Source organism: Orbaceae bacterium lpD02, assembly GCA_036251875.1.
GTDB classification, from domain to species: domain Bacteria; phylum Pseudomonadota; class Gammaproteobacteria; order Enterobacterales; family Orbaceae; genus Orbus; species Orbus sturtevantii.
In genome coordinates, this window is sequence record CP133960.1 from 1,667,362 (window position 1) to 1,689,244 (window position 21,883).

Here is a 21,883-nt window from a genome sequence, read left to right on the forward strand (position 1 = left end):
ATTAGCCTATTTACGGTGAGCAGAGTCCTGTTAATTCAACTATATTTATCTAATTAAAATAACGTTTAGGTTCTGTCACCGTCTACGTAGGAACATTAAGTAATAATCTTAAAATGACAGATATTACACCTACGGTCTTGGACGGGGTCTGGATTAGGCCAGACACCAACCGATTCTTTCTTACTTAATAAAAGTAGCTAGAAAGTTAAACTGTTGCAATCAAACTAGTTTGATCAATAGCAACACCTGCACCCATAGTGGTAGACAAGCTAACTTTCTTAATAAAAATACCTTTAGAAGATGCTGGTTTTGCACGCTTTAAAGCAACAAGTAATGCTTCCAAGTTTTCTTTCAATTTATCAGTATCAAAATCTACTTTACCGACAGTAGTATGGATAATACCATTCTTATCATTACGATAACGAACCTGACCTGCTTTAGCATTTTTAACTGCTTCTGCTACATTAGGTGTTACAGTACCAACTTTAGGATTTGGCATTAAACCACGTGGACCTAAAATTTGACCTAACTGACCAACAATACGCATAGCATCTGGAGAGGCAATAACAACATCAAAGTTCATTTCGCCTTTTTTAATTTGCTCGGCAAGATCTTCCATACCAACTAATTCTGCACCCGCAGCTTTAGCGGCTTCTGCATTTGCACCTTGAGTAAAGACAGCAACGCGAACACTACGCCCTGTACCATTAGGAAGTACAATCGCTCCACGAACATTCTGATCTGACTTACGTGCATCAATACCTAAATTCACAGCAACATCTACACTTTCAGTGAATTTAGCAGTTGCTAATTCTTTTAGTAAAGTGATAGCTTCATTGATTTCATATTGTTTAGTAGCATTAACTTTTTCACGGATAAGTTTAGCTTTTTTAGATAGTTTAGCCATTGGTTATCCCTCCACTTCCAGACCCATTGAGCGCGCAGTTCCTTCAATAGAACGCATCTTAGTCTCAATAGTTGCACCATTCATATCTTCAGCTTTCAGTTCAGCAATTTCGCGAATCTGAGCGCTCGTTATTTTACCTACTTTTTTCTTGTTTGGTTCACCTGAACCAGACTTGATTTTAGCCGCTTTCTTTAGCAAAACTGCAGCAGGAGGTGTTTTAGTAATAAAGGTAAATGAACGGTCAGAGTAAACGGTAATAACAACTGGTGTTGGTAAACCTTTTTCTAAACCTTCTGTTTTGGCATTAAATGCTTTACAGAATTCCATGATATTTACACCATGTTGACCAAGAGCTGGACCAACTGGTGGGCTTGGATTTGCTGCACCAGCTGCAACTTGCAACTTAATGTAGGCTTGTACTTTCTTTGCCATTTTAGCTTCCTTCTTTGGGTACTAGCGCCCTGTTAACCCGATAACAGACAGCTCCCCTAAGTTAAATGAGGGCGACATTTTCCTACAAATATAAAAAAATTGCAATGATTATTTAACAGTATTCGCGAATTGCTTAAAATAATTACTTAAAACAGTGATATTGTTATAAGCTCATTACAGGGAACTGTGCTCATCTGATATTACTTATTTTATTTTTCGACGCCTGGGTAAAAACGAGCAAATCTTGATAGAAAATCTTAGCACTTTCAATATAACCTTGCTTTGTTAAATGAATTAAATCTGGCCGCGCTAAATCTAAATATAGCCATTTTTCTATAATGCCATCTCCCCCCATTGCCATTTGCCAATCCCAATATAGCGTTTTTTCTTGCTTTGCGACCTCTTGTTGTATTTGCCTAATATGATAGTAATTAACTGGCTTGCGATTATTCACGTTATCGCTTTGTTCTCCCTTTAACATCGTGTCAGGCGAGCTCATTACTAATACAACTGCACGGGGTAAAGCCTTTCTTATTTTTTTGATATTTTGTATAAGGTTATGTCGATACTCTGTTAAATCTAAATTTGGATCGAATGCTTCATTCGTCCCATATTCTAAAATCACCATATTGCTTTTTGTCATCGCGAGTTCTGTATACCAGTTTGGTGACCATTTTTGCCAAATAGACTGCTTAGCGCCATTCGTTCCAATCATTGAAACAATTACACCTGATTGTTGATAACGCTGCAACCAAATACCCCCTAACTCGGCCTCACCTTTATTAACTTTAATTGTAAACGGGGCTGTAATTTTAATTGGTGATATTTGCCATTTGCCTATTTTACTTTTTTGAGTAAATGTGATTTGGCGCATGTTTTTCTCTGCATCAAATAGTTTGACTTTCGTTGATTTATTTAAGGGCTTAATTGTCAATTTAACTGACCATATATCGTTAATATCAACATTTTTGGGTAGAACTTGAATATAGCCATTATTTCTACTCGGCTCAGCAATATATCCCCCCATCGGAAAATCACGATCATTGGTGTTTCTGCTACTAAAAAGTAGCCAGTTACTACTTTTCCATGCTATCAAAGAATGGTATTGACCTGCCACTGACATCGGTGTGACCCAACCGATTCCAGCATTACCATATTTTGCTTGCAATAATGTTCGTAGTTCCCCAGTAAAAAAATCCGCGGCAGAATGTGAGTCACCAAATTGGGTTATTGTCACCACTCGATTAGCCACATTCGGTTTCTCTAACTGATAAAAATCTTTTTTAAATGCATCGCTGTTCGGATCGCCAAAATTAATAATTCCATGAAAAGAATCACTTTTATCTAGATAGGCTAGGCTGATTGTGGGTGTAAATACAGACAAAACGAATACAATAATGCACATTATAGCTTTGTTTATATTACTCGCAGTCATTATTGAATTGCCTCCTTCTGTTCAGCGGATTCGATAGTCATCTCGTTGATAATTCTATTAGCGAGAATCTTCTGACCAAGAACAGAAAAATGGATACCATCATCGATACGAACTTTAGCATTTCCTTTATTAGTTGTCACAAAATTAGCATACTCTTTATCACTACATCCCAATAATTCACTGGTCGGAATATAATGCCCGCCAATTTTTGCAACTTCAGAATGGTACAGCGTATTTAAGTACACGACATCACGATGCAATTTTGCTTTGCGCATACAAGGTACCCCTAACCAAATGACATCAGCCTTATTCAATTGTGCTGCCTTTAGAATACGGTTAATTCTATAACGATAAGTCGCTTCCCATTGCGCTGATTTAAATTGTAAATATTTTGCATGTCCTTTGACCGGAAAATTCCAAGGATCATTAGGTCCAAGAAAGACAACCACGACTTTTATCGATGGTTCTTGCGCAAGCGTATCTTCAACCGTTTTCGGCCAATTAAATGCTCCAGGATAAGATAATCCAGTACTTTGCTTACTTAAATCTAAACTTTCAATATGGTATTTTTGATACAATGAACGCTTAACTCTTGGCGCAACGCCTTGCATCAAAGAATCTCCAATAAACAATATCTTATCTACAGGGTGAACCGTAATTGGAACGACTTGTTGAACGGGATCCTTCAGATTCGTCGACATTTCAACGCTAGATTTAGCTTTTATCGTTACGTCTTTTGCCTCATCATTTTTAGCTTCATTTTTAATGCTAAGCGTTGGTGTAGTTAAAAGTGGTGGTGCCTCATCTCGTTCAGTTTTAGCATGGACAGGTTCTAGTGCTGTTTGTTTACTGGCTAACTTCGATGTTGGCTCATCTTCATGGTTCGTCTTGCTATCATATGTAACGTGGTCAAAAACGTGCTCATCTTGTGATGATTTTGTTTCAAGAATCAAATGATTATATTTTTGAACTAGTTGATCATTAAAATCAGCTACCGCCGAAAAATAGATATCTTCGTCAGCTAATAGCTGCTGATTTAATTTAGCAATTGATGACAAAAAAGGCTTATCTTGCCAGCCAAACAACGGCATCGATCGGTGATAAGTTTGCTGCCAATAGATAGCGATTGATTGCTGATATAGCAACAATAATCCTATTAATGTTACGAAAAAAATATAACAAACTCTAAGAATACTCATCATACTACTTAAAACCCTGCATAAATAAAATTAGGAATGCCTGATGGGGCAAAACTAATAACTAGCCATAAAGTAAGAATAAAGATGACTGGAAGCAATGACCAATGAACTTTATGCATGCATTTGACTATATTAACTTGTAAATTAGTGGCCAATGGATATAAATAATAACCCAGCAGCAACAAGAACATATAAAATAGAGAATTAAAGTGTAATGGAATATGCGAAAAGTTATTTATTATTGCAGATAGATATTCCAGTGATTCAGAAAAACTACTACTACGAAAAAAAATCCAAGCGAAACAGACATAGTGGAATGTTATCAATTTCGCCAAAAATAAAAATCGATCTGCTAAACAATTACGCCCAAAATATTTGTCACCGATATTGAGCAATACCATACCAATACCATGAACCCCACCCCAAATTAAGAAATTTAGGCTAGCACCATGCCATAGTCCCGATAACAACATGGCAATAAGCAAGTTAATTTGTGTCCGAAAAAATCCGCTCCTGCTACCCCCTAAAGGGATATAAACATAATCACGTATCCAACTTGATAAACTAATATGCCAACGTTGCCAAAAATTTCGCAGATTACTTGCCAAGTATGGCAAATTAAAATTAATCGGTAACTTAAAACCAAGTAATAAGGCAATCGCAGTTACTAAATCAGTATAACCTGAAAAATTTAGATACAATTGGATCGCATAAGCATAAAGAGCAAAAATGAGATCTAATGAACTATACTCCGCCGGATTGGCAAAAACGGGGTTAACCCATGTATCAGCTATTGCAGAGCTTAGCCAATAAACTTTAACAATAGCAAATAAAATTAATGTAAATGCCCGATAAGGCTCCAACAATTCACGGCTAATTTTAATCTGAATTTGTGGTAAAAAATCACGAGCCCGGTTAATCGGGCCTGCAACAATGCTTGGGAAAAATGATAAAAAGAGCATAAACGAAATAAAATCAGCTCGTTCAATTTCCTTTCGTTTAATTGAAACAATATAGCTAATCGAATGAAAGGTATAAAAAGAGATACCAATTGGCATGATAATTTCAGTACTTGGAATTAAAAAACTTAAGCCGAGATTATTAATAATCACTTGTAATGCATTAGTGAAAAAATCAAAATATTTGAAGACAGCTAAGTTACCCATTGCAGCCATGATTGAAATAGTAAACCAAAACCGCCGATATTTAGACTTATCCAGCAAAAAAGATAGACTAAAAATAACAATCGAGTAACCTGCTAAAATTAATGCAAAGGTATAATTAAATGAAGCAACAATACCATAGCTGGCAATTAACAATAAATAATTTTGTAATACTGGTAATTTCCGGCAAGACCAATACAAACAGAAAAAAATCAAAAATAAAACCGAAAATTCAATGGATAAATAACTCACTCTTACCTACTTAACGATCACTAACAAACTCATCTAAAACTAGCTTATAACATCATTGAGATATAAAACTAAATACCTAATTCATCCCAAATTTCATCAATATGGGCAACAACTTTAGCATCTTTTTTAATAATAGTCCCCCACTCTCGAGTTGTTTCCCCTGGCCATTTATTGGTGGCGTCTAAACCTATTTTAGATCCAAGCCCTGAAATAGGCGAAGCAAAGTCTAAATAGTCAATCGGTGTATTCTCAACAAAAGTAATATCACGCTTAGGATCCATTCTCGTTGAAATCGCCCACATAACATCTTTCCAATCTCGAGCGTTAACATCATCATCACAAATAATGACAAACTTAGTATACATAAATTGGCGCAAGTAGGACCATACGCCCATCATGATACGCTTTGCATGCCCAGCATACTGCTTTTTAATCGTAACAACTGCGATTCGATACGAGCACCCTTCTGGTGGCAAATAAAAATCAATAATTTCAGGAAACTGTTTCTGTAAAATTGGAATAAAGACTTCATTAAGTGCTAACCCCATTACCGAAGGCTCATCTGGTGGACGCCCAGTATAAGTAGAATGATAAATAGCATCTTTACGTCGTGTTATATGTGTAATGGTAAAAACAGGAAAACGTTCAACTTCATTATAATAGCCGGTGTGATCACCATATGGGCCTTCTAACGCAGTTTCATTAGGATCAATGTACCCTTCTAACACAATTTCGGCACTAGCAGGTATTTGAAGATCACATGAAAGTGCTTTGACTACTTCGGTTCGATGACCACGCAATAGACCCGCAAATGCATATTCAGATAATGTATCAGGTACTGGCGTGACTGCACCTAAAATTGTTGAGGGATCGGCCCCTAGCACCACGACAACGGAAAATTTTTCGCCAGGGTTTTCCTTTGTCCATTCTTGAAAGTCAAGGGCTCCTCCTCGGTGGGATAGCCAGCGCATAATCAATTTATTTTTAGCGAGTCGTTGCAAGCGATAGACGCCAAGGTTCTGCCTTTCTTTGTAAGGCCCCTTAGTAACTGTCAACCCCCAGGTTACAAGTGGTGCAACATCATCTGGCCAACAATGCATAATGGGAATTTGCATCAAATCAACGTCATCCCCCTTAAGCACTAAATCTTGACATGGCGCAGAAGAACGCAACTTAACAGGCATATTTAATACTTGTTTATATTTTGGTAGTTCAGAAAAAAAACCTCGAATACCTTTTGGTGGATCGGGCTCACGCAAAAATGCTAGCAAATGCCCAACGTCTCGTAGGGCGGATACATTGTCTTGCCCCATTGCCATCGCAACTCGCTTGGGCGTACCAAATAAATTGCACAAAACGGGCATATCGTAACCAATTGGATTTTCAAATAATAATGCAGGCCCTTCTCGACGCAATACTCGATCGGCGATCTCTGTTATTTCTAAATGGGGATCCACTGGGTAGCTAATTCGCTTTAACTCCCCTTGCTTTTCTAATTGTGCAATAAAATCTCTTAGATCGTTATATTTCACGTTTTATCTCAAAAAATGGATTTAGGCCTACTTTAAGTTATCTCACAACTAACATCAACTTATAAATAAAAATCATAAGGATATATAACCGTTTTATTTAACTCACTTTATTTAGATAATATTATTTAGTCATTCACTGTTTAGCGGATACAATGACCAATAAACTTGATAGGCGTCACAAATAAAAATTATCATATATGATGATGTGAATATTTTCTATAATTTATTAGCGTTACTTGCTAAACTAGCAACTGTTTTAGTCAATAAAAAATGCTTGCTTAATAGTAAAGAGTGATTAGAGACTAGCACAATATTTTCACTACAACAAAAGCATTACTAAGGTAAACAATGGACATAAAAAATCGCAATAAAATACTGCAGTATGGGCGAGAATTGCTTGAGTTAGAGCTTTATGAAGCACAAAAACTATCAGCTCGTCTTGGCGATGATTTTGTGAAAGCCTGTGAACTAATCCTCTCAATAAAGGGCAAAGTTGTAGTCTCGGGCATCGGTAAATCAGGTCATATTGGCAAAAAGATTGCGGCGTCATTAGCGAGCACTGGGACGCCTTCATTTTTTATGCATCCATCGGAAGCATTACACGGTGATTTAGGAATGGTAAGCAGCAGTGATCTTGTTATTCTAATTTCTTACTCGGGCAGGGCCAAAGAATTCAATCTAATTTTGCCAATCCTGAAAGAAATGAAAGTACCTATTATTGCAATTACTGGAGGATCAACATCTCCTTTAGCATTATCAGCAGAATCAGTATTGGATATTTCTGTTGAAAAAGAAGCCTGCCCGATGGGACTCGCGCCAACATCGAGTTCAACAAATACCCTGCTACTAGGTGATGCATTAACCATTGCACTAATGCGTATAAAAGGATTTAAAGAAGAGGACTTCGCTCGCTCACATCCTGCCGGAAGTCTTGGCGCAAAATTACTTAATCACGTAAAAGATGTAATGCGCACCGGCTCAGTTGTGCCTCAAGTTAAGGATGATGCAACAGTTTTTGATGCAATGTTAGAGTTAAGTCGTACCGGTTTAGGGCTTGTTGCGGTATGCGATATAAGTAATAATATTATTGGTGTATTTACTGATGGTGACTTACGCAGATTATTGCTCAATAATGGGACGTTACAAGATCCAATTATTCAAGTGATAACTAAGCCAGGCTATCGTTTACCTGAAGAATGGAAAGCTATTGAGGCACTAAAATCATTTAACGACCACAACATTACGGCAGCACCTGTTGTTAATAATGAGGGTAAACTTGTAGGGGCATTAAACATCCACGACTTACACCAAGCAGGAATTTATTAATAGTTTTAAACAATTGAAAATAAAATTTTTATTGGCTATTTTAAAAAAAATGCTATCATTTTTTGATAAAAAGCAAAATCAGAAAATTCCTATTGCAAAATAGCACTGTCTCCTGCGATAATCGTCGCCCTAAATTTTTGTCGTTAGACGGAGACTATGACTAACTATTACAGTTCATCTTATTAGCAAGATTAAAGAATGAATTGTATATTTTTCAACCAAAAACAGATGATGAAATTATAATGGCAGAGAAGCGAAATATCTTTTTAATTGGTCCAATGGGTGCAGGTAAAAGTACTATTGGTCGGCAGATCGCACAGCAACTTGGTATGGATTTTTTTGATTCAGATCAGGAAATTGAAAAACGAACTGGTGCTGATATTGCCTGGATTTTTGATCTGGAAGGCGAAGATGGCTTCCGTGCAAGAGAAGAGAAAGTTATTAATGAGCTAACCGAAAAACAGGGTGTTGTTCTTGCAACTGGCGGTGGTTCTGTCCTATCAAAAGAAACAAGAAATCGACTCTCTGCACGCGGAATCGTTGTTTATTTAGAAACAACTATCGAAAAACAGATGGCTCGAACACAAAAAGATAAACGTCGCCCATTACTTCAAGGTAGCGATACACCAAAAACACTTTATCTAGAGTTAGCAGAAGAACGCGTTCCTTTATACGAAGAGATTGCAGATATCACAATAAAAACTGATGAGCAAAGCGCTAAAGGTGTAGCAAGCTACATAATTGAAAAAATAGAGCAAATATAATATATCAAATAATTGAAAACGATTATACTTGCGAAAACAGGTGCTTAGAGTGGAAAGGAGAAAATGTGAACGAATCAATCCGTCCTGAAAAGGAAGATCGCTATATAGCAGATAGTTCCGTAAAAAAAACCTTATCACCTAAGCTCAATGATATTTTTTTATCAAAAAAGAAATGGATTATTTTAGTTCTAGCTTTATGCGTTATTTTATTACTATTAAGCTTTGCCATATTTAAACCTACACCAGAAAAGCAATCATCATCGACTGTAACTGATTTAGTAACTAGCCATGACTCGCAACCTGCAGAGTACCATACCTTAACGCCACCAGCAATATCACGATCGGCAACGGAAACAGAAACTAAACTAGATGATACAACGGCTAAAGAGCGAATAGAAGTCCCTGGTGAAGTGACTGATATCTTGGCAAATAAAATTGCAGAACTAAATGAAAAAAATCAGATTGCTGACTCAATTTTACTAAAAGGAAAAAATAGTAATATTAATAAAAAAGCCAATGAACGTCCATTGCAAAAAACATTAGCGAATAATCACTATACAATCCAAATCAACTCGTCTTCATCCCTTGATGGCATAATGGCATTTGTGAAACAATATCAATTAACGAATTATCAAATTTATGAAACTCGTCGCTCACAAAAACCATGGTATGTCCTGATAAAAGGCGACTACACTAGCATTGAAGATGCAAAAAATGCGATCAAATTATTACCTCAAGGATTACAAAAAAATACCCCATGGGTAAAATCGGGTGAAGTGGTTAATAAAGAGAAATCATCGAAATGATGATTTTGTCATCTGTATTTTATACCAAAATTAGGGGTCTTGTTTGAAAAAGCAACGCGCTTTTCTTAAATGGGCCGGCGGAAAATATACGCTTATTGAGAAAATCACACAATATTTACCTAAAGGTGACTTATTAATAGAACCTTTTGTCGGTGCGGGTACTGTTTTTCTTAATACTAATTATGAACGCTATATCTTAGCAGATATTAATCAAGATCTCATTTCACTATTTAACATCATCAAAAAACAACCTACTCAATTTATAGAAGATGCAAAGTTATTATTTACCAAACATAATAATCAAGCATCTGCTTATTATGAACTACGTGAATTATTCAATAATAGTAAAAATAGTTATCAAAAAGCGTTACTTTTCCTCTATTTGAATCGTCATGGTTACAATGGATTATGTCGCTATAATAATAGTGGTCAATTTAATGTACCATTTGGTCAATACAAAACTATCTATTTTCCAGAAAAAGAAATTATGGCTTTTTCTAAAAAAGCGCAAAAAGCAGAATTTATTTGTGCTCCTTATAACAAAGTAATGGCAAAAGCGAAAAAAGGAGCGGTTGTTTACTGTGATCCTCCTTATATCCCCCTATCTGAAAGTGCCAATTTTACGGCTTATTACTCGATAGGTTTCAGTATGAAAGACCAAAAAAACCTAGCTACATTAGCTGAAAAATTAGTTAAAAAAGACATTCCCGTATTAATTTCAAATAATGATACAACTCACACACGAAATTGGTATCAAAAAGCAGATATTTATTTAGTTGAAACAAGACGTTCTATTAGTTGTAATCAACAAGGACGAAAAAAAATTGATGAATTATTAGCGCTTTATTTATGATATTTCCACCATCTTTAATAGTTGCTTTAACTTGGATATAATATAATAAATGTTGGTTTTACCGATTATTCTTTCTTCAACATGAATCTCAGACAGGTTTAAAAATAATGAAAAAATTTTTAATTGCGCCATCCATACTATCGGCAGATTTTGCTAGGTTGGGGGAAGAAACTAAAAAAGTAATAGAATGCGGTGCAGATGTCGTCCATTTTGATGTCATGGATAATCACTACGTACCTAATTTGACCATGGGGCCAATGTTCTGTAAAGGCTTGCGTGATTATGGTATTACCGCACCGATTGATGTACATTTAATGGCCTCCCCTGTTGACGAATTAGTTATCTCTTTTGCTGAGGCCGGCGCCACGAACATATCTATCCATCCTGATGCAACAACACATCTTGATCGCTCTATACAACTGATCAAAGATCACGGCTGTACAGCGGGTGTTGTATTAAATCCAGCAGTGTCTCTTGATTGTCTTGATTATATTATTGATAAAATAGATTTAATTCTAATCATGGGGGTTAATCCTGGTTTTGGTGGTCAATCTTTTATTCCTTATATTTTGAAAAAAATAACACAAACTAGAACGCTAATTAATCATAGTGGACGGGATATTCGTCTCGAAGTTGATGGCGGAATCAAAGTGGAAAATATAGCTGAAATAGCTAAAGCGGGAGCCGATATGTTTGTCGCTGGCTCAGCAATTTTTAACCAGCCTGATTATCGATGCGTGATTGATGATATGCGCAAACAACTTGCAACAGTAGGATGAACCGTAATGAATAAACCAACCGATATTCAAGCTATTGCTTTTGACCTTGATGGCACTTTAGTTGACAGTCTTCCTGGGCTTTCACTTGCAATTCAACGAATGTTAGCCGAGCTATCACTACCAACGGTCAGCAACGAACAAGTAAAAAATTGGATCGGTAATGGTATTGATGTCATGATAAAACGAACATTTAATTGTGTAGGTGCGTCTGATTCACTGTTTGAACAAGCAAAATTACTCTTCAATCGCCATTATGAGCAAGTTATTGATGAAGGAACCAAAGTATTCCCAAATGTTATATCAACATTAGATACATTACAAAAAAATAACTACCCCATGGCGCTCGTGACCAACAAACCAGCTCAATTTTTACCTACGCTCTTGCAAACATTAAAACTCGATAGCTATTTTTCATTAGTATTAGGAGGCGGAGATGTCGTCAAGCTTAAACCTCATCCAACGCCTTTATATCAAGTAATGGCAACATTTGGTCTATACCACGATCAATTGCTATTTATTGGCGACTCGAAAAATGATATCTCCGCGGCAAAAAATGCACAATGCCTAACTGTTGGTCTAACCTACGGTTATAATTATGGTGAACCAATTGCAACAAGTGAGCCTGATTATATATTTGATCACTTTGAAAGCATATTAACACTTTTACCTCTTCCAAAAGCTGAACCCAAAAAATAATAAATTGAATTAAAATTAAATAGGAAAACATTATGAGTAAACCAATTGTATTCAGTGGTGCCCAACCCTCAGGAGAATTATCGTTAGGTAACTATCTTGGCGCGTTAAAAAATTGGGCTAGCCTACAAAATGATTATGATTGTATCTATTGTATTGTTAACCAACATGCAATAACCGTGCGTCAAGATGCCGAAAAGCTAAGAAAAGCAACGTTAGACACTTTAGCGCTTTACTTATCATGTGGCATAGATCCGAATAAAAGTACTATTTTTGTTCAATCACACGTTTCTGCTCATGCGGAGCTAGCATGGGTGCTCAATTGTTACACTTACTTTGGTGAACTCAGCCGAATGACGCAGTTCAAAGATAAATCAGCCAGGCATGCAGAAAATATTAATGCTGGTTTATTCGATTACCCTGTACTTATGGCGGCAGATATTTTAATTTATCAAACGAATTTAGTCCCTGTCGGGGAAGATCAAAAACAACATTTAGAACTTTCCCGCGATATAGCTGCACGATTTAATGCGTTATATGGCAATATATTTAAAATACCTGAACCTTTTATTCCTAAAGCAGGAGCAAGGGTCATGTCGTTACAAGATCCAGCTAAAAAAATGTCGAAATCAGATGATAATCGCAATAACGTGATTGGATTACTTGAAGATCCAAAAAGTGTTGAGAAAAAAATTAAACGGGCCGTCACTGACTCCGATGAGCCACCGCTCGTTAAATATGATCTAAAGAATAAGGCTGGGGTATCAAATTTACTTGATATCTTAACTGGCATTACAGGAAAACCAATTAAGACGCTAGAGCAAGAGTTTGCAGGAAAAATGTACGGTCACTTAAAGGCTGAGGTTGCTACTCAAGTATCAATGATGCTTAGCGAATTGCAAGAGCGATATGCTCACTACCGCAATGATGAAAAAGAGCTCTATGAAATTATGCAAGAAGGCGCCAAAAAAGCCAACATAAGAGCGAGAGAAACGCTAAATAATGTCTATGACGCTATAGGATTTGTTAGGTAAATATCGGTTATAAATAAGAGTGACTAAATTATGAAAATCATTATTCTTGGTGCAGGTCAAACAGGTAGTGCACTCGCTGAATATCTTGTTACTGAGCATGAAAAAAATGATGTAACCGTAGTTGATGAAGCATCCGAGCAGTTACAATCCTTGCAAGAACGCTTTGACTTAAGAGCCATTCAAGGAAAAGTGTCATACCCTCAAGTCTTAGAAAATGCTGGCGCTGAAAATGCAGACATGCTGGTTGCCGTAACAAACTCAGATGAAGCAAATATGCTTGCCTGCCAAATTGCGCATTCACTCTTTAATATTCCGCAAAAAGTTGCACGAATTAGAGCTGTTGAATATAGTGATGATAAATATCAACTTTTTTCTATTGATAACGGTATCCCGATTAATCATATCATTTCACCAGAAAAATTAATCACGCAACATATTAGTCAGTTAATTCAATATCCAGGAGCATTACAAATTGCTTCATTTTGTGATGACAAAGTCTATTTAGTGGCAGTAACCGCCTACTACGGGGGAGCGTTAGTTGGTAGCGAACTCTCTGAGCTTAACGAGCACCTACCTCATGTTGAAGTTAAAATTGTTGCTATTTATCGCCAAAATCGATTTATTAGACCCATTAATTCAACTATCATCGAAGCGGGTGATATGGTTTATTTTATCACCGAACCATCCAATATCAAGGCAGTAATTAGCGAACTACAACGCTTAGAAAAAGCCTATAAACGTATTATGATAAGCGGTGGCGGTAGTGTCGCTATTGCGCTCGCCAAACGGTTAGAAAATGATTATCAAGTCAAACTCATTGAACGCAATGCCCAAAAAGCCGAACTTATTGCTGACAAACTGGTGAATACTACGGTTTTACATGGTGAATCGGCAGATCAAGAGCTCCTATCGCAAGAACAAGTTGAACTAACCGATCTATTCATCGCAGTAACTAGTGATGACGAGTCTAATATCATGTCATCAATGTTAGCAAAAAGAATGGGCGCCAAAAAAGTTATTGTTCTCATTCAGCGTCAAGCTTATTTAGAGCTAATTAATGATAGCGTAATTGATATTGCTATTTCCCCCCAATTAGCCACTATTTCCGAACTATTAAGCCACGTAAGACAATCTGGAATAGCTAAAGTAATCTCCTTGCGTCAAGGCTCATCAGAAGTCATTGAAATCATTGCGCATGGCGATAAAGACACATCAAAACTAGTTGGTCGCTCAATTAATGAAATTAAGCTACCCGCAGGAATAACTATTGGTGCGATGATTAGAGGTGATGATGTTATTATTTCTCAAAATGATCTTGCCATTGAGGACAATGATCACTTAATTATCTTTTTACCAGATAGAAAAGCGATTAGCGAGATAGAGAAACTACTCTGTACTTAATTATTAAATACTAACATGACTAAATACTTATTATATATTATGCCTTATACTCGATACTTACTTCTTATACTATTTTTGACACTATCTTCTTCCTGTTTTGCCGACACCGTCTGGATGAAAAACGGCGACCAACTATCTGGTTCGATAAAAGTCATTGATCGAAATAAAATGGTTATGGATACCAAATATGCCGGCACAATTACGATTAAAGCAACCGAAGTAAAAACATTTACTCTTGATCAGCCAGCGGTGGTAAAAAATGATCTGTATGCAGAAAAATTTTTTATTAAGCAAATAAAACCATCAGAAGAACCTGGCGCAATTATTATTGTTGATAAAAAGGATCAAGAACAAACCGTATCAATTACCAACAATCTAATTTTATATAAGCAAAAAATAAATGAATTTATCGATAACATAACCTTTAACGGTAATATTAAAGGTGGCTTTTTCTTGGATAAGGGAACTAAAAAAACTGAGCAATATATGCTTGATACTAATATTTTTGTTAAACATAATTTATGGCGACACAATATTTTGACTAACTTTCGCCGTAATTTTAAAAATGATAATGTAAGTACCTACTACTACTCAGCACAATACAATCTAGATAAATTTATTACACCCGAATTTTTCTGGCAATCGAGTGTGCAATATCGCCACGACTGGATAGAAGCAATTAATTCGAAAAAAAGCTTTGGTTCTGGCCCTGGTTATCAGCTATGGGATAATGAGCTTAGCTCGCTTTCGCTTGCTTTACTTTTAAACTATCAAGAAATGCACTACCAAGATGGCGATGAGTCTCGTCATCCTCTTGGCACGATGCGTTGGGACTATCAGCGCTTTTTCAACGGTAAAGCTATCCGTTTATTTACAAATGGATCAATAGGAAGAAGCTTTAATCACTCCGTGTCGCTAGATTTAAACACCGCGATTGGGGTGTCATATAAACTAACTGATTGGTTTACGATAAACTCGACCTTAAACAAAGCTAAAGATAAAACCAAAGACGGCAATAGTAATAATGTTAATTATAATTTAGGTGTTGGCGTAACTTGGTAACGCGGATTAGTAAATAAATGCACACATAAAAAACTGCAAAGTTATTACTTTAAGTGTGAGTACTTAATCTTGCAGTTTCATTATAAATTTAAGCTAAGAAATGCATTTTTCTTAAACAAGTATTGATTTGAAATTTTTCCATGATCGAATTTAATTCGTTAGTGAAATTTTCAGTTGATGTAACTAAAGCAGTTATCTCTGCTTTAGTTAACTCGTCAATAATCGCTTGGCGTTTTTGCTCGGTCTGTTTTTGATAAAGTTCATCAATCTCATTCCATTTGCTTAAGCTTTCATCGCTATACCATTCACTTTCATAATTTATCGCTAAGCGGCCGATAAGATCTGCCGTCCACGGTGTGCGTAATCCCTCTTGTAGCTGTTTATGGGTGAAGGGCGGTAAAACGTAAGGTAGCGCCTTGCTAAGGGGCGTCTTAGTTAAAATATGGTGCATTGCCGACATGGTATCGGTGTAATCATTTAAATCTAACGTCATCTTACGATTAGTCTGTTGCTTTTCAACAAAGTTAGCCACATTGGCGGTCTCTTTTATGGTTGAATATCCCGTCCATGCCCACGGGCTGACCCGTTTAATATACGGCTGTAAATATTCGCTCTCACCTTTACTGATATTCACCCCCCCCTAATCGGGCTGCCATGTTGATTACCGGCGGTAATATAGGCCCAGTGATTAGCCTCCTTATCGATAGCGATATGATTTTGAGCATTAATTTATTTTACGCATCGGTTCAATTTCACTTGAACAATATATTTATTTTTTATTATATTTTTCGTTAATGTATTTTTTTACTTCAGCAGCTGTTTTATATTTAAAGTGAGACTCTTCTCCATCGGATTCGCCTTCAAAGCCCGACAAATTATTATCTTTCATAATATTTTTATCTAATTGAATAATATTCTTTGGGGAATTGGTAATCCTCCCATTTTTAATGGAAGCTAGGCGTAGAATTTTGCTGTTGTATTAATTTAAGTTTTTGTATAGGTGTAATTCCACCAATTCCCATATTAGGTCTTTCGTGATTATATGTCCACAACCAGCGGGTCGCTTTATCTTGTAATTCAGTAATATCACGGTAAATGTAATGACTTAGCCAATCATAGCGAACAGTCCGATTAAAACGTTCAATATAGGCATTTTGCTGTGGATTACCTGGCTGGATAAAGCATAATGTTATTTTGTTCTTTTTAGCCCAACTCGCTAATTGATAACTGATATATTCAGGCCCATTATCACAGCGAATCGATTTCGGCTTTCCTCTCCATTCGATAATTTGATTTAACGACCTAATGACACGCGCTGCTGGTAACGAAAAATCAACATCAATTGTTAAGCCTTCTCGGTTAAAATCATCAATGACATTAAACAGGCGACAACACCTGCCATCAGCTAACTGGTTATGCATAAAATCCATTGACCAACATTCGTTCATATTTTTAGGTGTCGATAAGGGCTCCGGCTTTTCTCTTTTTAAACGCTTACGAGGTTTGATGCGTAAGTTAAGCGATAATTCACAGTAAATGCGATAAACCCGTTTATGATTCCAAGTATGACCTTTTACATTGCGTAAATATAAAAAACACAAACCAAATCCCCAATTTCGTTGTCGCTCTGTTAATTCAATTAAATGCTCAGCAATGATTTGGTTTTCGGTTATTAATATAGGTTCATAACGATAACAGGTTTCACTAACACAAAATGTTCGACAGGCTTGTGAAACCGCCATTCTATTTTGTTTGACGACCTCTTTAGCTAATATTTTTCGCTCAGAAGCCTTTACCACTTTTTTGCCATTGCCTCCTGTATCACTTCTGCTTTAAGACGTTCTTCTGCATACATTTTTTTGAGCCGACGATTTTCATCTTCTAGCTCTTTCATTCTAGCCATTAACGATGCATCCATGCCACCGTATTTCGCACGCCATTTATAGAATGTTGAAGTAGCCATTCCATGCTCTCGGCATAATTCGGGTACGGGAACACCATTTTCGGCTTGTTTTAATATATTGAGTATTTGATTGTCTGTGAAAGTCATTTTTTTCATATTTTTCTCCGAACATTATAGTAAGAGAAAATTCTACTTTTGACTTCTATTATTTTTAGGGGGGATTACCTATTGATGCAAAAATATCTTTGGTTTGCTGCGTTAAATCCTGATCTATTAATGTTGACTCAACTAACTTATTATCCTCAATATGAAATTCGTAACTTACGCTCAAGATATTTTTATAATCGTCATATATTGGTGCATTGTAATAATTGAATTTAGCAATTACATTAAAATAATTTGATTCATTTTGAGTGATATTAATAATACTAGAAAAAGTTTCTCCATAGATATTAATAACTAATGGAGACTTATTTTGTTTGCTATCACATATTACTTCTGCACCTTCTGTAGAAAAGGATTGAGTTTCAAACGATTCAGCATAAATATTTTTAGATAATAAACATAAATGAAGTATAAATATATTAGTCAACCTTAACATAATCTTCATCATCACGTTCTCCGTTATTATATTTTTTTAGCAATTGAGTGGCTTTAAAACCAAATTTCATTTCAAAATGTGGATAGTCTTAATCCAACACCTTCCCCATGCATGAGCTGATGAAGACCAATAATATGATCGCTATTGGTTTTGAACAGTACTGGCGCACGTTATCAGGTCTACATTGATAGCGATTGAAACTCAATAGATGATAGACATTGGCCTGTGCATAACAGCATTCACCTTTCGAGCTAGTAATCGTGATTCACCGCTCAGCTGCGTATATTGTTCAACGAATATCACCGATTTTTTATTAATATTATAAGCTATCGTCTAAAAATGGTTAAAGGCATTACTTTTTATCCATTTAACTATTTCTCCAAGTTTTTTACTTCTGTAACTTACTTTAAACCATAACTTATTATTTTCATCCCAATATTCATCTAGAATAATAACTATGTCACCTTTAACTAGATACATCTTTATTGAATGTTTATCATTCGGTTCATTATAAAGTGTTGCTCTATCCCTTTGAATATAAGCTTGGATATCCCTTTTATCCGTTGATGTATTTAATAATTTTAATAATGATTTTTTATCATAAAAGGCAATATCATGATTTTCAGTTATAACATCTAGCCCTATAAAATTAGACTCATTTGTCATTCTTTGATAGACCTTCGAATTTTTAAATTGATACTGTTTATCTTTTGAAGAGACGATAAGGTCATATTCTTCTGACATGTAATCATTTTGAGACAAATACCGTCGATAAATACTCAAATCATCTATTTTACCAATAAATATATCAAAAGGTTGATTTAATGAATGTTGATCAACTAATGAATAATCTGTAGTTTCAAATAATGGTTCTAGATAGAAATCAGGAATTAAGCTTTCAAGATCTAATTCATCAACGATTAATTGATGTTGACCACAAAATGAATATTGTGTATTGATAAGATTCTTCAATCTATTACTTACATAAATACAATCAATAAAAATTGCTTTATTTTCGATAGATAATGTCATATATGCTTCAGTTCTTGTTGATGAACCGCTATAAAAATATAAAGATGGCCTATTATTCCAATCTAATATACCGCTATCGTCCATCCCTTTATGTCCAATAATATTTTTTAATGTAATATTGAGATCATTACTTTCAATTTTTAAAATAGTTGGACTTATAAACCTTTGCTTATCACAATCACAATCATAAGAACTAAAATTATAGCTTTTATTGTTTTGATAAAAAACATGAGGCTCACTTGACTCTTTGTTTATGCAATTATCTGTTGCGCAACAAACAAAACTATAACTTAAAAAAGACCACAAAAAAAACTGCCTAATCATCATAAAAATCCTCAGTTAGCAACGATGTTTGGCGAAGAATTGATTCAAATCGTTGAGCATAAGATGCTATAAGTTTCTTTTTATCTTGACCATTTATTACTCTTCTTGCCTCTTCATAGTCGACCCTGTTTTTATTAATATATCTAGATAATTTTCTCGTCGTAAAAATACCGTATCTCATACCCCAGATCATTATAGGTACAGCATAACCATACTCGCTAGCTTTGTCTGGATTATTAATAAAATCAATATTAAAATAATTTGTTGCCGCTTGATAATTATTTTTCCATGTTAGCTGTACTAATCCTCGGCCTCTATATTTATAACCATCACCCTGCAAAGTGTTACCATTTAACATAGCTACTTTTTTTCTTACCGCGGAGTCTGCAAGAATTGGATCATATCTATTAAAATAAGAAACGGAACCTCGTTCTCTTGTTTCAGAAAAGTAATTATTTCCATACGAAGATTCATGTCTAGCCGTTGCTAGCATATATGAAACTTCATAAATATTTGTAATATATTCAGGGTGTTCTTCATAGAAAACATTAATACTCTCTATAATTAAACGTATCGCATTTTTTGAAATGTTATTTAATTTAGGAGTACCAGCAGCAAAAAGCTGATGTTGCTGTTCATATAATCTGAGGAACAATTCAACATTAATTAATGCACCTGAAAGTTTAAACTCCGTCATCCCCACCGGATGCAAATGCCACGCTTTACCGTCTGCAGCTAAGTTGGATAAGACAGGTTGGCCAGTTGTTGCGGTATCTGTTGTACTCTGCGCTGCCTGCGCCTTAGCCACTTCATCCCACCATAGCGAGGGTTTAATGCGGTGTTGCTTTTCTAACTGCCATTCATTTATTCGGTATGCCGCGTTTTTATCGAGTATCCCACACGCATGTTGACGTAACACTGGAGCAGTTATCTCTGCTTTAGTTAACTCGTCAATAATCGCTTGGCGTTTTTGCTCGGTCTGCTTTTGATAAAGTTCATCAATCTCATTCCATTTGCTTAAGCTTTGGTCTGCATACCATTCACTCTCATAGTTTATCGCTAAGCGGCCGATAAGCTCTGCCGTCCACGGTGTTTGTAATCCCATTTGTAGCTGTTTATGGGTGAAGGGCGGTAAAACGTAAGGCAGCGCCTTGCTAAGGGGCGTCTTAGTTAAAATATGGTGCATTGCCGACATTGATTCAGTGTAATCATTTAAATCTAACGTCATCTTACGATTAGTCTGTTGCTTTTCAACAAAGTTAGCCACATTGGCGGTCTCTTTGATGGTTGAATATCCTGTCCATGCCCACGGGCTGACTCGTTTAATATGCGGTTGGCGATAATCAGTAGCGCCTTTGCTAATATTCACCCATCCCCTAATCGGGCTGCCGAGTTGATTACCGGCGGTAATATAGGCCCAGTGATTAGCCTCCTTATCGATAGCGATATGGTTATCACTCTTAAGTGAGGCAAGCGGTAGCGTGCGTGGGTAATAAACGGTATTAGAGTTATCTGCCGCGGGTAAGTTTGTTAAGCTTAAAGGGAAGGTTTTCCAATAGGCGATAGGCTGATTTAACTTACCTTCACCGCCTTGTAAGTGCATAACATCACATGCGTTAACCCAATAAGCGCTGTCACCGCCCACTAAACTAAAGCGCAGCTGCACCTCATCACGCACGCCATGGTGCATGTTACCGTCTGATAAGGTGCTCAGGCTGGAGTCAGAAAATGACGGCGCATAACCAATAAGCAGCGCCGTATCAGGAATATTAGCGACTGTTAACTCTGGATATTGAAATTGATAGTAGGTAATCAGTTGGGCTTTATCTGCCGCAGTTAAGCGGTAGGTGGTTGGCTGAGGGTCAGCAAGACTATCCCATGCGCCATCAGGTAAGGTATGGGTATCAATAACTTGCTCAGCATGGCAGTCCTGGCGATTGATATTAAGCACATAATAAACATGCGCCTGTATATAGCAACTCTCACGCGGTGAGCCAATCAGGCTAATGCGCCGACCGGTTAATATTTCGCCATCACTTGGGCTTTCACTAATAAGCTGCGCCCCTTCTTCAACCAAGATAAGGTTTTTTTCGCTCTCTGGCAATTTATCGGCAAGTAGACGAGTTTTAGTGATAAACGCCGGTAAATCGTCACAGGTAAATAATTCCACGTGCCCTTGTAAGGTGAGTTTGTGATTAGAAGGGCGTTTTTCAGTGGCTAAAACTTGCCTTTTAGCTTGTGAAAACTGACCATTACTACTCACATTGTGTCCTAAATAGCCGATAAAGTCACCGGCACTAATCGCCATCGGACTATCGAGTACCACCACCTTATCAAGCGCTTTAGGTTCATAGTCGAGTTTGCCCACAGCAATAAAAACTATTG

20 protein-coding genes are annotated in these 21,883 nt (G+C 36.4%); 9 read left to right on the plus strand and 11 right to left on the minus strand.

Translation table 11 applies throughout. The features are described 5' to 3' along the window. Positions 1-205: 205 nt before the first annotated feature. The 6 genes from rplA to ubiD form a co-directional block, all read right to left on the minus strand. Positions 206-907: a 50S ribosomal protein L1 gene (gene rplA, locus RHO12_07260; protein ID WVD65187.1), complete on the minus strand. Its 702-nt coding sequence runs from the start codon at positions 905-907 to the stop codon at positions 206-208. A gap of 3 nt (positions 908-910) precedes the next feature. Beyond that, the gene (gene rplK, locus RHO12_07265; protein WVD65188.1) at positions 911-1,339 is read right to left on the minus strand and encodes a 50S ribosomal protein L11; all 429 of its coding nucleotides are present in this window, start codon (positions 1,337-1,339) and stop codon (positions 911-913) included. Positions 1,340-1,529: 190 nt separating this feature from the next. Next, positions 1,530-2,774 carry a GDSL-type esterase/lipase family protein gene (locus tag RHO12_07270; GenBank protein WVD65189.1) on the minus strand — a complete coding sequence of 415 codons (1,245 nt, stop codon included), beginning with the start codon at positions 2,772-2,774 and terminating at the stop codon, positions 1,530-1,532. Further along, entirely contained in the window at positions 2,774-3,976 is a 1,203-nt protein-coding gene (locus RHO12_07275) for an SGNH family hydrolase (protein ID WVD65190.1), read from the minus strand. The genes RHO12_07270 and RHO12_07275 overlap by 1 nt, the downstream gene beginning before the upstream one ends. 5 nt (positions 3,977-3,981) lie before the next feature. Continuing rightward, entirely contained in the window at positions 3,982-5,388 is a 1,407-nt protein-coding gene (locus RHO12_07280) for an MBOAT family O-acyltransferase (GenBank protein ID WVD65191.1), read from the minus strand. Positions 5,389-5,456: 68 nt separating this feature from the next. Continuing rightward, positions 5,457-6,920, minus strand: coding sequence for a 4-hydroxy-3-polyprenylbenzoate decarboxylase (gene ubiD / locus RHO12_07285; GenBank protein WVD65192.1), 1,464 nt, complete (start codon positions 6,918-6,920; stop codon positions 5,457-5,459). 348 nt (positions 6,921-7,268) lie between these two features. On the opposite strand from ubiD, the gene gutQ reads away from it, so the two are divergent. The 9 genes from gutQ (at position 7,269) to RHO12_07330 (ending at position 15,638) form a co-directional block, all read left to right on the plus strand. Next, positions 7,269-8,246, plus strand: coding sequence for an arabinose-5-phosphate isomerase GutQ (gutQ, locus tag RHO12_07290; GenBank protein WVD65193.1), 978 nt, complete (start codon positions 7,269-7,271; stop codon positions 8,244-8,246). Positions 8,247-8,488: 242 nt separating this feature from the next. Further along, on the plus strand, positions 8,489-9,010 hold the full coding sequence (gene aroK / locus RHO12_07295) for a shikimate kinase AroK (protein WVD65194.1): 522 nt from the start codon (positions 8,489-8,491) through the stop codon (positions 9,008-9,010). A gap of 65 nt (positions 9,011-9,075) precedes the next feature. Continuing rightward, positions 9,076-9,816: an SPOR domain-containing protein gene (locus tag RHO12_07300; protein ID WVD65195.1), complete on the plus strand. Its 741-nt coding sequence runs from the start codon at positions 9,076-9,078 to the stop codon at positions 9,814-9,816. Positions 9,817-9,859: 43 nt separating this feature from the next. Continuing rightward, complete coding sequence (locus RHO12_07305; protein ID WVD65196.1) at positions 9,860-10,669, plus strand: Dam family site-specific DNA-(adenine-N6)-methyltransferase; 810 nt, start codon at positions 9,860-9,862, stop codon at positions 10,667-10,669. Between the two features lie 107 nt (positions 10,670-10,776). Beyond that, entirely contained in the window at positions 10,777-11,448 is a 672-nt protein-coding gene (gene rpe, locus RHO12_07310) for a ribulose-phosphate 3-epimerase (GenBank protein ID WVD65197.1), read from the plus strand. A 6-nt stretch (positions 11,449-11,454) separates the two neighbouring features. After that, positions 11,455-12,144 carry a phosphoglycolate phosphatase gene (locus RHO12_07315; GenBank protein ID WVD65198.1) on the plus strand — a complete coding sequence of 230 codons (690 nt, stop codon included), beginning with the start codon at positions 11,455-11,457 and terminating at the stop codon, positions 12,142-12,144. A 32-nt stretch (positions 12,145-12,176) separates the two neighbouring features. Next, a complete protein-coding gene (trpS, locus tag RHO12_07320; protein ID WVD65199.1) occupies positions 12,177-13,175 on the plus strand; it encodes a tryptophan--tRNA ligase in 999 nt (332 codons plus the stop codon). A gap of 30 nt (positions 13,176-13,205) precedes the next feature. After that, entirely contained in the window at positions 13,206-14,576 is a 1,371-nt protein-coding gene (gene trkA / locus RHO12_07325) for a Trk system potassium transporter TrkA (GenBank protein ID WVD65200.1), read from the plus strand. 15 nt (positions 14,577-14,591) lie between these two features. Continuing rightward, entirely contained in the window at positions 14,592-15,638 is a 1,047-nt protein-coding gene (locus RHO12_07330; GenBank protein ID WVD65201.1) for a DUF481 domain-containing protein, read from the plus strand. 88 nt (positions 15,639-15,726) lie between these two features. Here the strand turns inward: RHO12_07330 and RHO12_07335 are convergent, their stop codons facing one another. The 5 genes from RHO12_07335 to RHO12_07355 all read right to left on the minus strand — a co-directional run bounded on the left by RHO12_07335 (position 15,727) and on the right by RHO12_07355 (position 21,866). Then, positions 15,727-16,272: a hypothetical protein gene (locus RHO12_07335; protein ID WVD65202.1), complete on the minus strand. Its 546-nt coding sequence runs from the start codon at positions 16,270-16,272 to the stop codon at positions 15,727-15,729. 310 nt (positions 16,273-16,582) lie between these two features. Further along, positions 16,583-17,697, minus strand: a protein-coding gene (locus tag RHO12_07340) for an IS3 family transposase (protein WVD65203.1) whose coding sequence is annotated in 2 segments (ribosomal slippage) — positions 16,583-17,445 and positions 17,445-17,697 — 1,116 coding nt in all. Because the reading frame shifts where the segments join, the coding sequence is not laid out codon by codon here. A 55-nt stretch (positions 17,698-17,752) separates the two neighbouring features. After that, a complete protein-coding gene (locus RHO12_07345) occupies positions 17,753-18,154 on the minus strand; it encodes a hypothetical protein (GenBank protein WVD65204.1) in 402 nt (133 codons plus the stop codon). 321 nt (positions 18,155-18,475) lie between these two features. Continuing rightward, complete coding sequence (locus RHO12_07350) at positions 18,476-19,501, minus strand: hypothetical protein (protein WVD65205.1); 1,026 nt, start codon at positions 19,499-19,501, stop codon at positions 18,476-18,478. Then, entirely contained in the window at positions 19,491-21,866 is a 2,376-nt protein-coding gene (locus RHO12_07355; GenBank protein WVD65206.1) for a hypothetical protein, read from the minus strand. Before RHO12_07355 ends, RHO12_07350 begins: the two co-directional genes overlap by 11 nt. Positions 21,867-21,883 lie beyond the last annotated feature (17 nt).

What these genes read in the sequence shown, in the direction of transcription:
- trkA (WVD65200.1), top strand. Translation starts at nt 13,206, where the DNA reads ATGAAAATCATTATTCTTGGTGCAGGTCAAACAGGTAGTGCACTCGCT.
- RHO12_07270 (WVD65189.1), bottom strand. Translation starts at nt 2,774, where the DNA reads ATGACTGCGAGTAATATAAACAAAGCTATAATGTGCATTATTGTATTC.
- RHO12_07330 (WVD65201.1), top strand. Translation starts at nt 14,592, where the DNA reads ATGACTAAATACTTATTATATATTATGCCTTATACTCGATACTTACTT.
- rplK (WVD65188.1), bottom strand. Translation starts at nt 1,339, where the DNA reads ATGGCAAAGAAAGTACAAGCCTACATTAAGTTGCAAGTTGCAGCTGGT.
- rplA (WVD65187.1), bottom strand. Translation starts at nt 907, where the DNA reads ATGGCTAAACTATCTAAAAAAGCTAAACTTATCCGTGAAAAAGTTAAT.
- RHO12_07275 (WVD65190.1), bottom strand. Translation starts at nt 3,976, where the DNA reads ATGATGAGTATTCTTAGAGTTTGTTATATTTTTTTCGTAACATTAATA.
- RHO12_07315 (WVD65198.1), top strand. Translation starts at nt 11,455, where the DNA reads ATGAATAAACCAACCGATATTCAAGCTATTGCTTTTGACCTTGATGGC.
- RHO12_07350 (WVD65205.1), bottom strand. Translation starts at nt 19,501, where the DNA reads ATGATGATTAGGCAGTTTTTTTTGTGGTCTTTTTTAAGTTATAGTTTT.
- rpe (WVD65197.1), top strand. Translation starts at nt 10,777, where the DNA reads ATGAAAAAATTTTTAATTGCGCCATCCATACTATCGGCAGATTTTGCT.
- RHO12_07345 (WVD65204.1), bottom strand. Translation starts at nt 18,154, where the DNA reads ATGATGAAGATTATGTTAAGGTTGACTAATATATTTATACTTCATTTA.
- aroK (WVD65194.1), top strand. Translation starts at nt 8,489, where the DNA reads ATGGCAGAGAAGCGAAATATCTTTTTAATTGGTCCAATGGGTGCAGGT.
- trpS (WVD65199.1), top strand. Translation starts at nt 12,177, where the DNA reads ATGAGTAAACCAATTGTATTCAGTGGTGCCCAACCCTCAGGAGAATTA.
- gutQ (WVD65193.1), top strand. Translation starts at nt 7,269, where the DNA reads ATGGACATAAAAAATCGCAATAAAATACTGCAGTATGGGCGAGAATTG.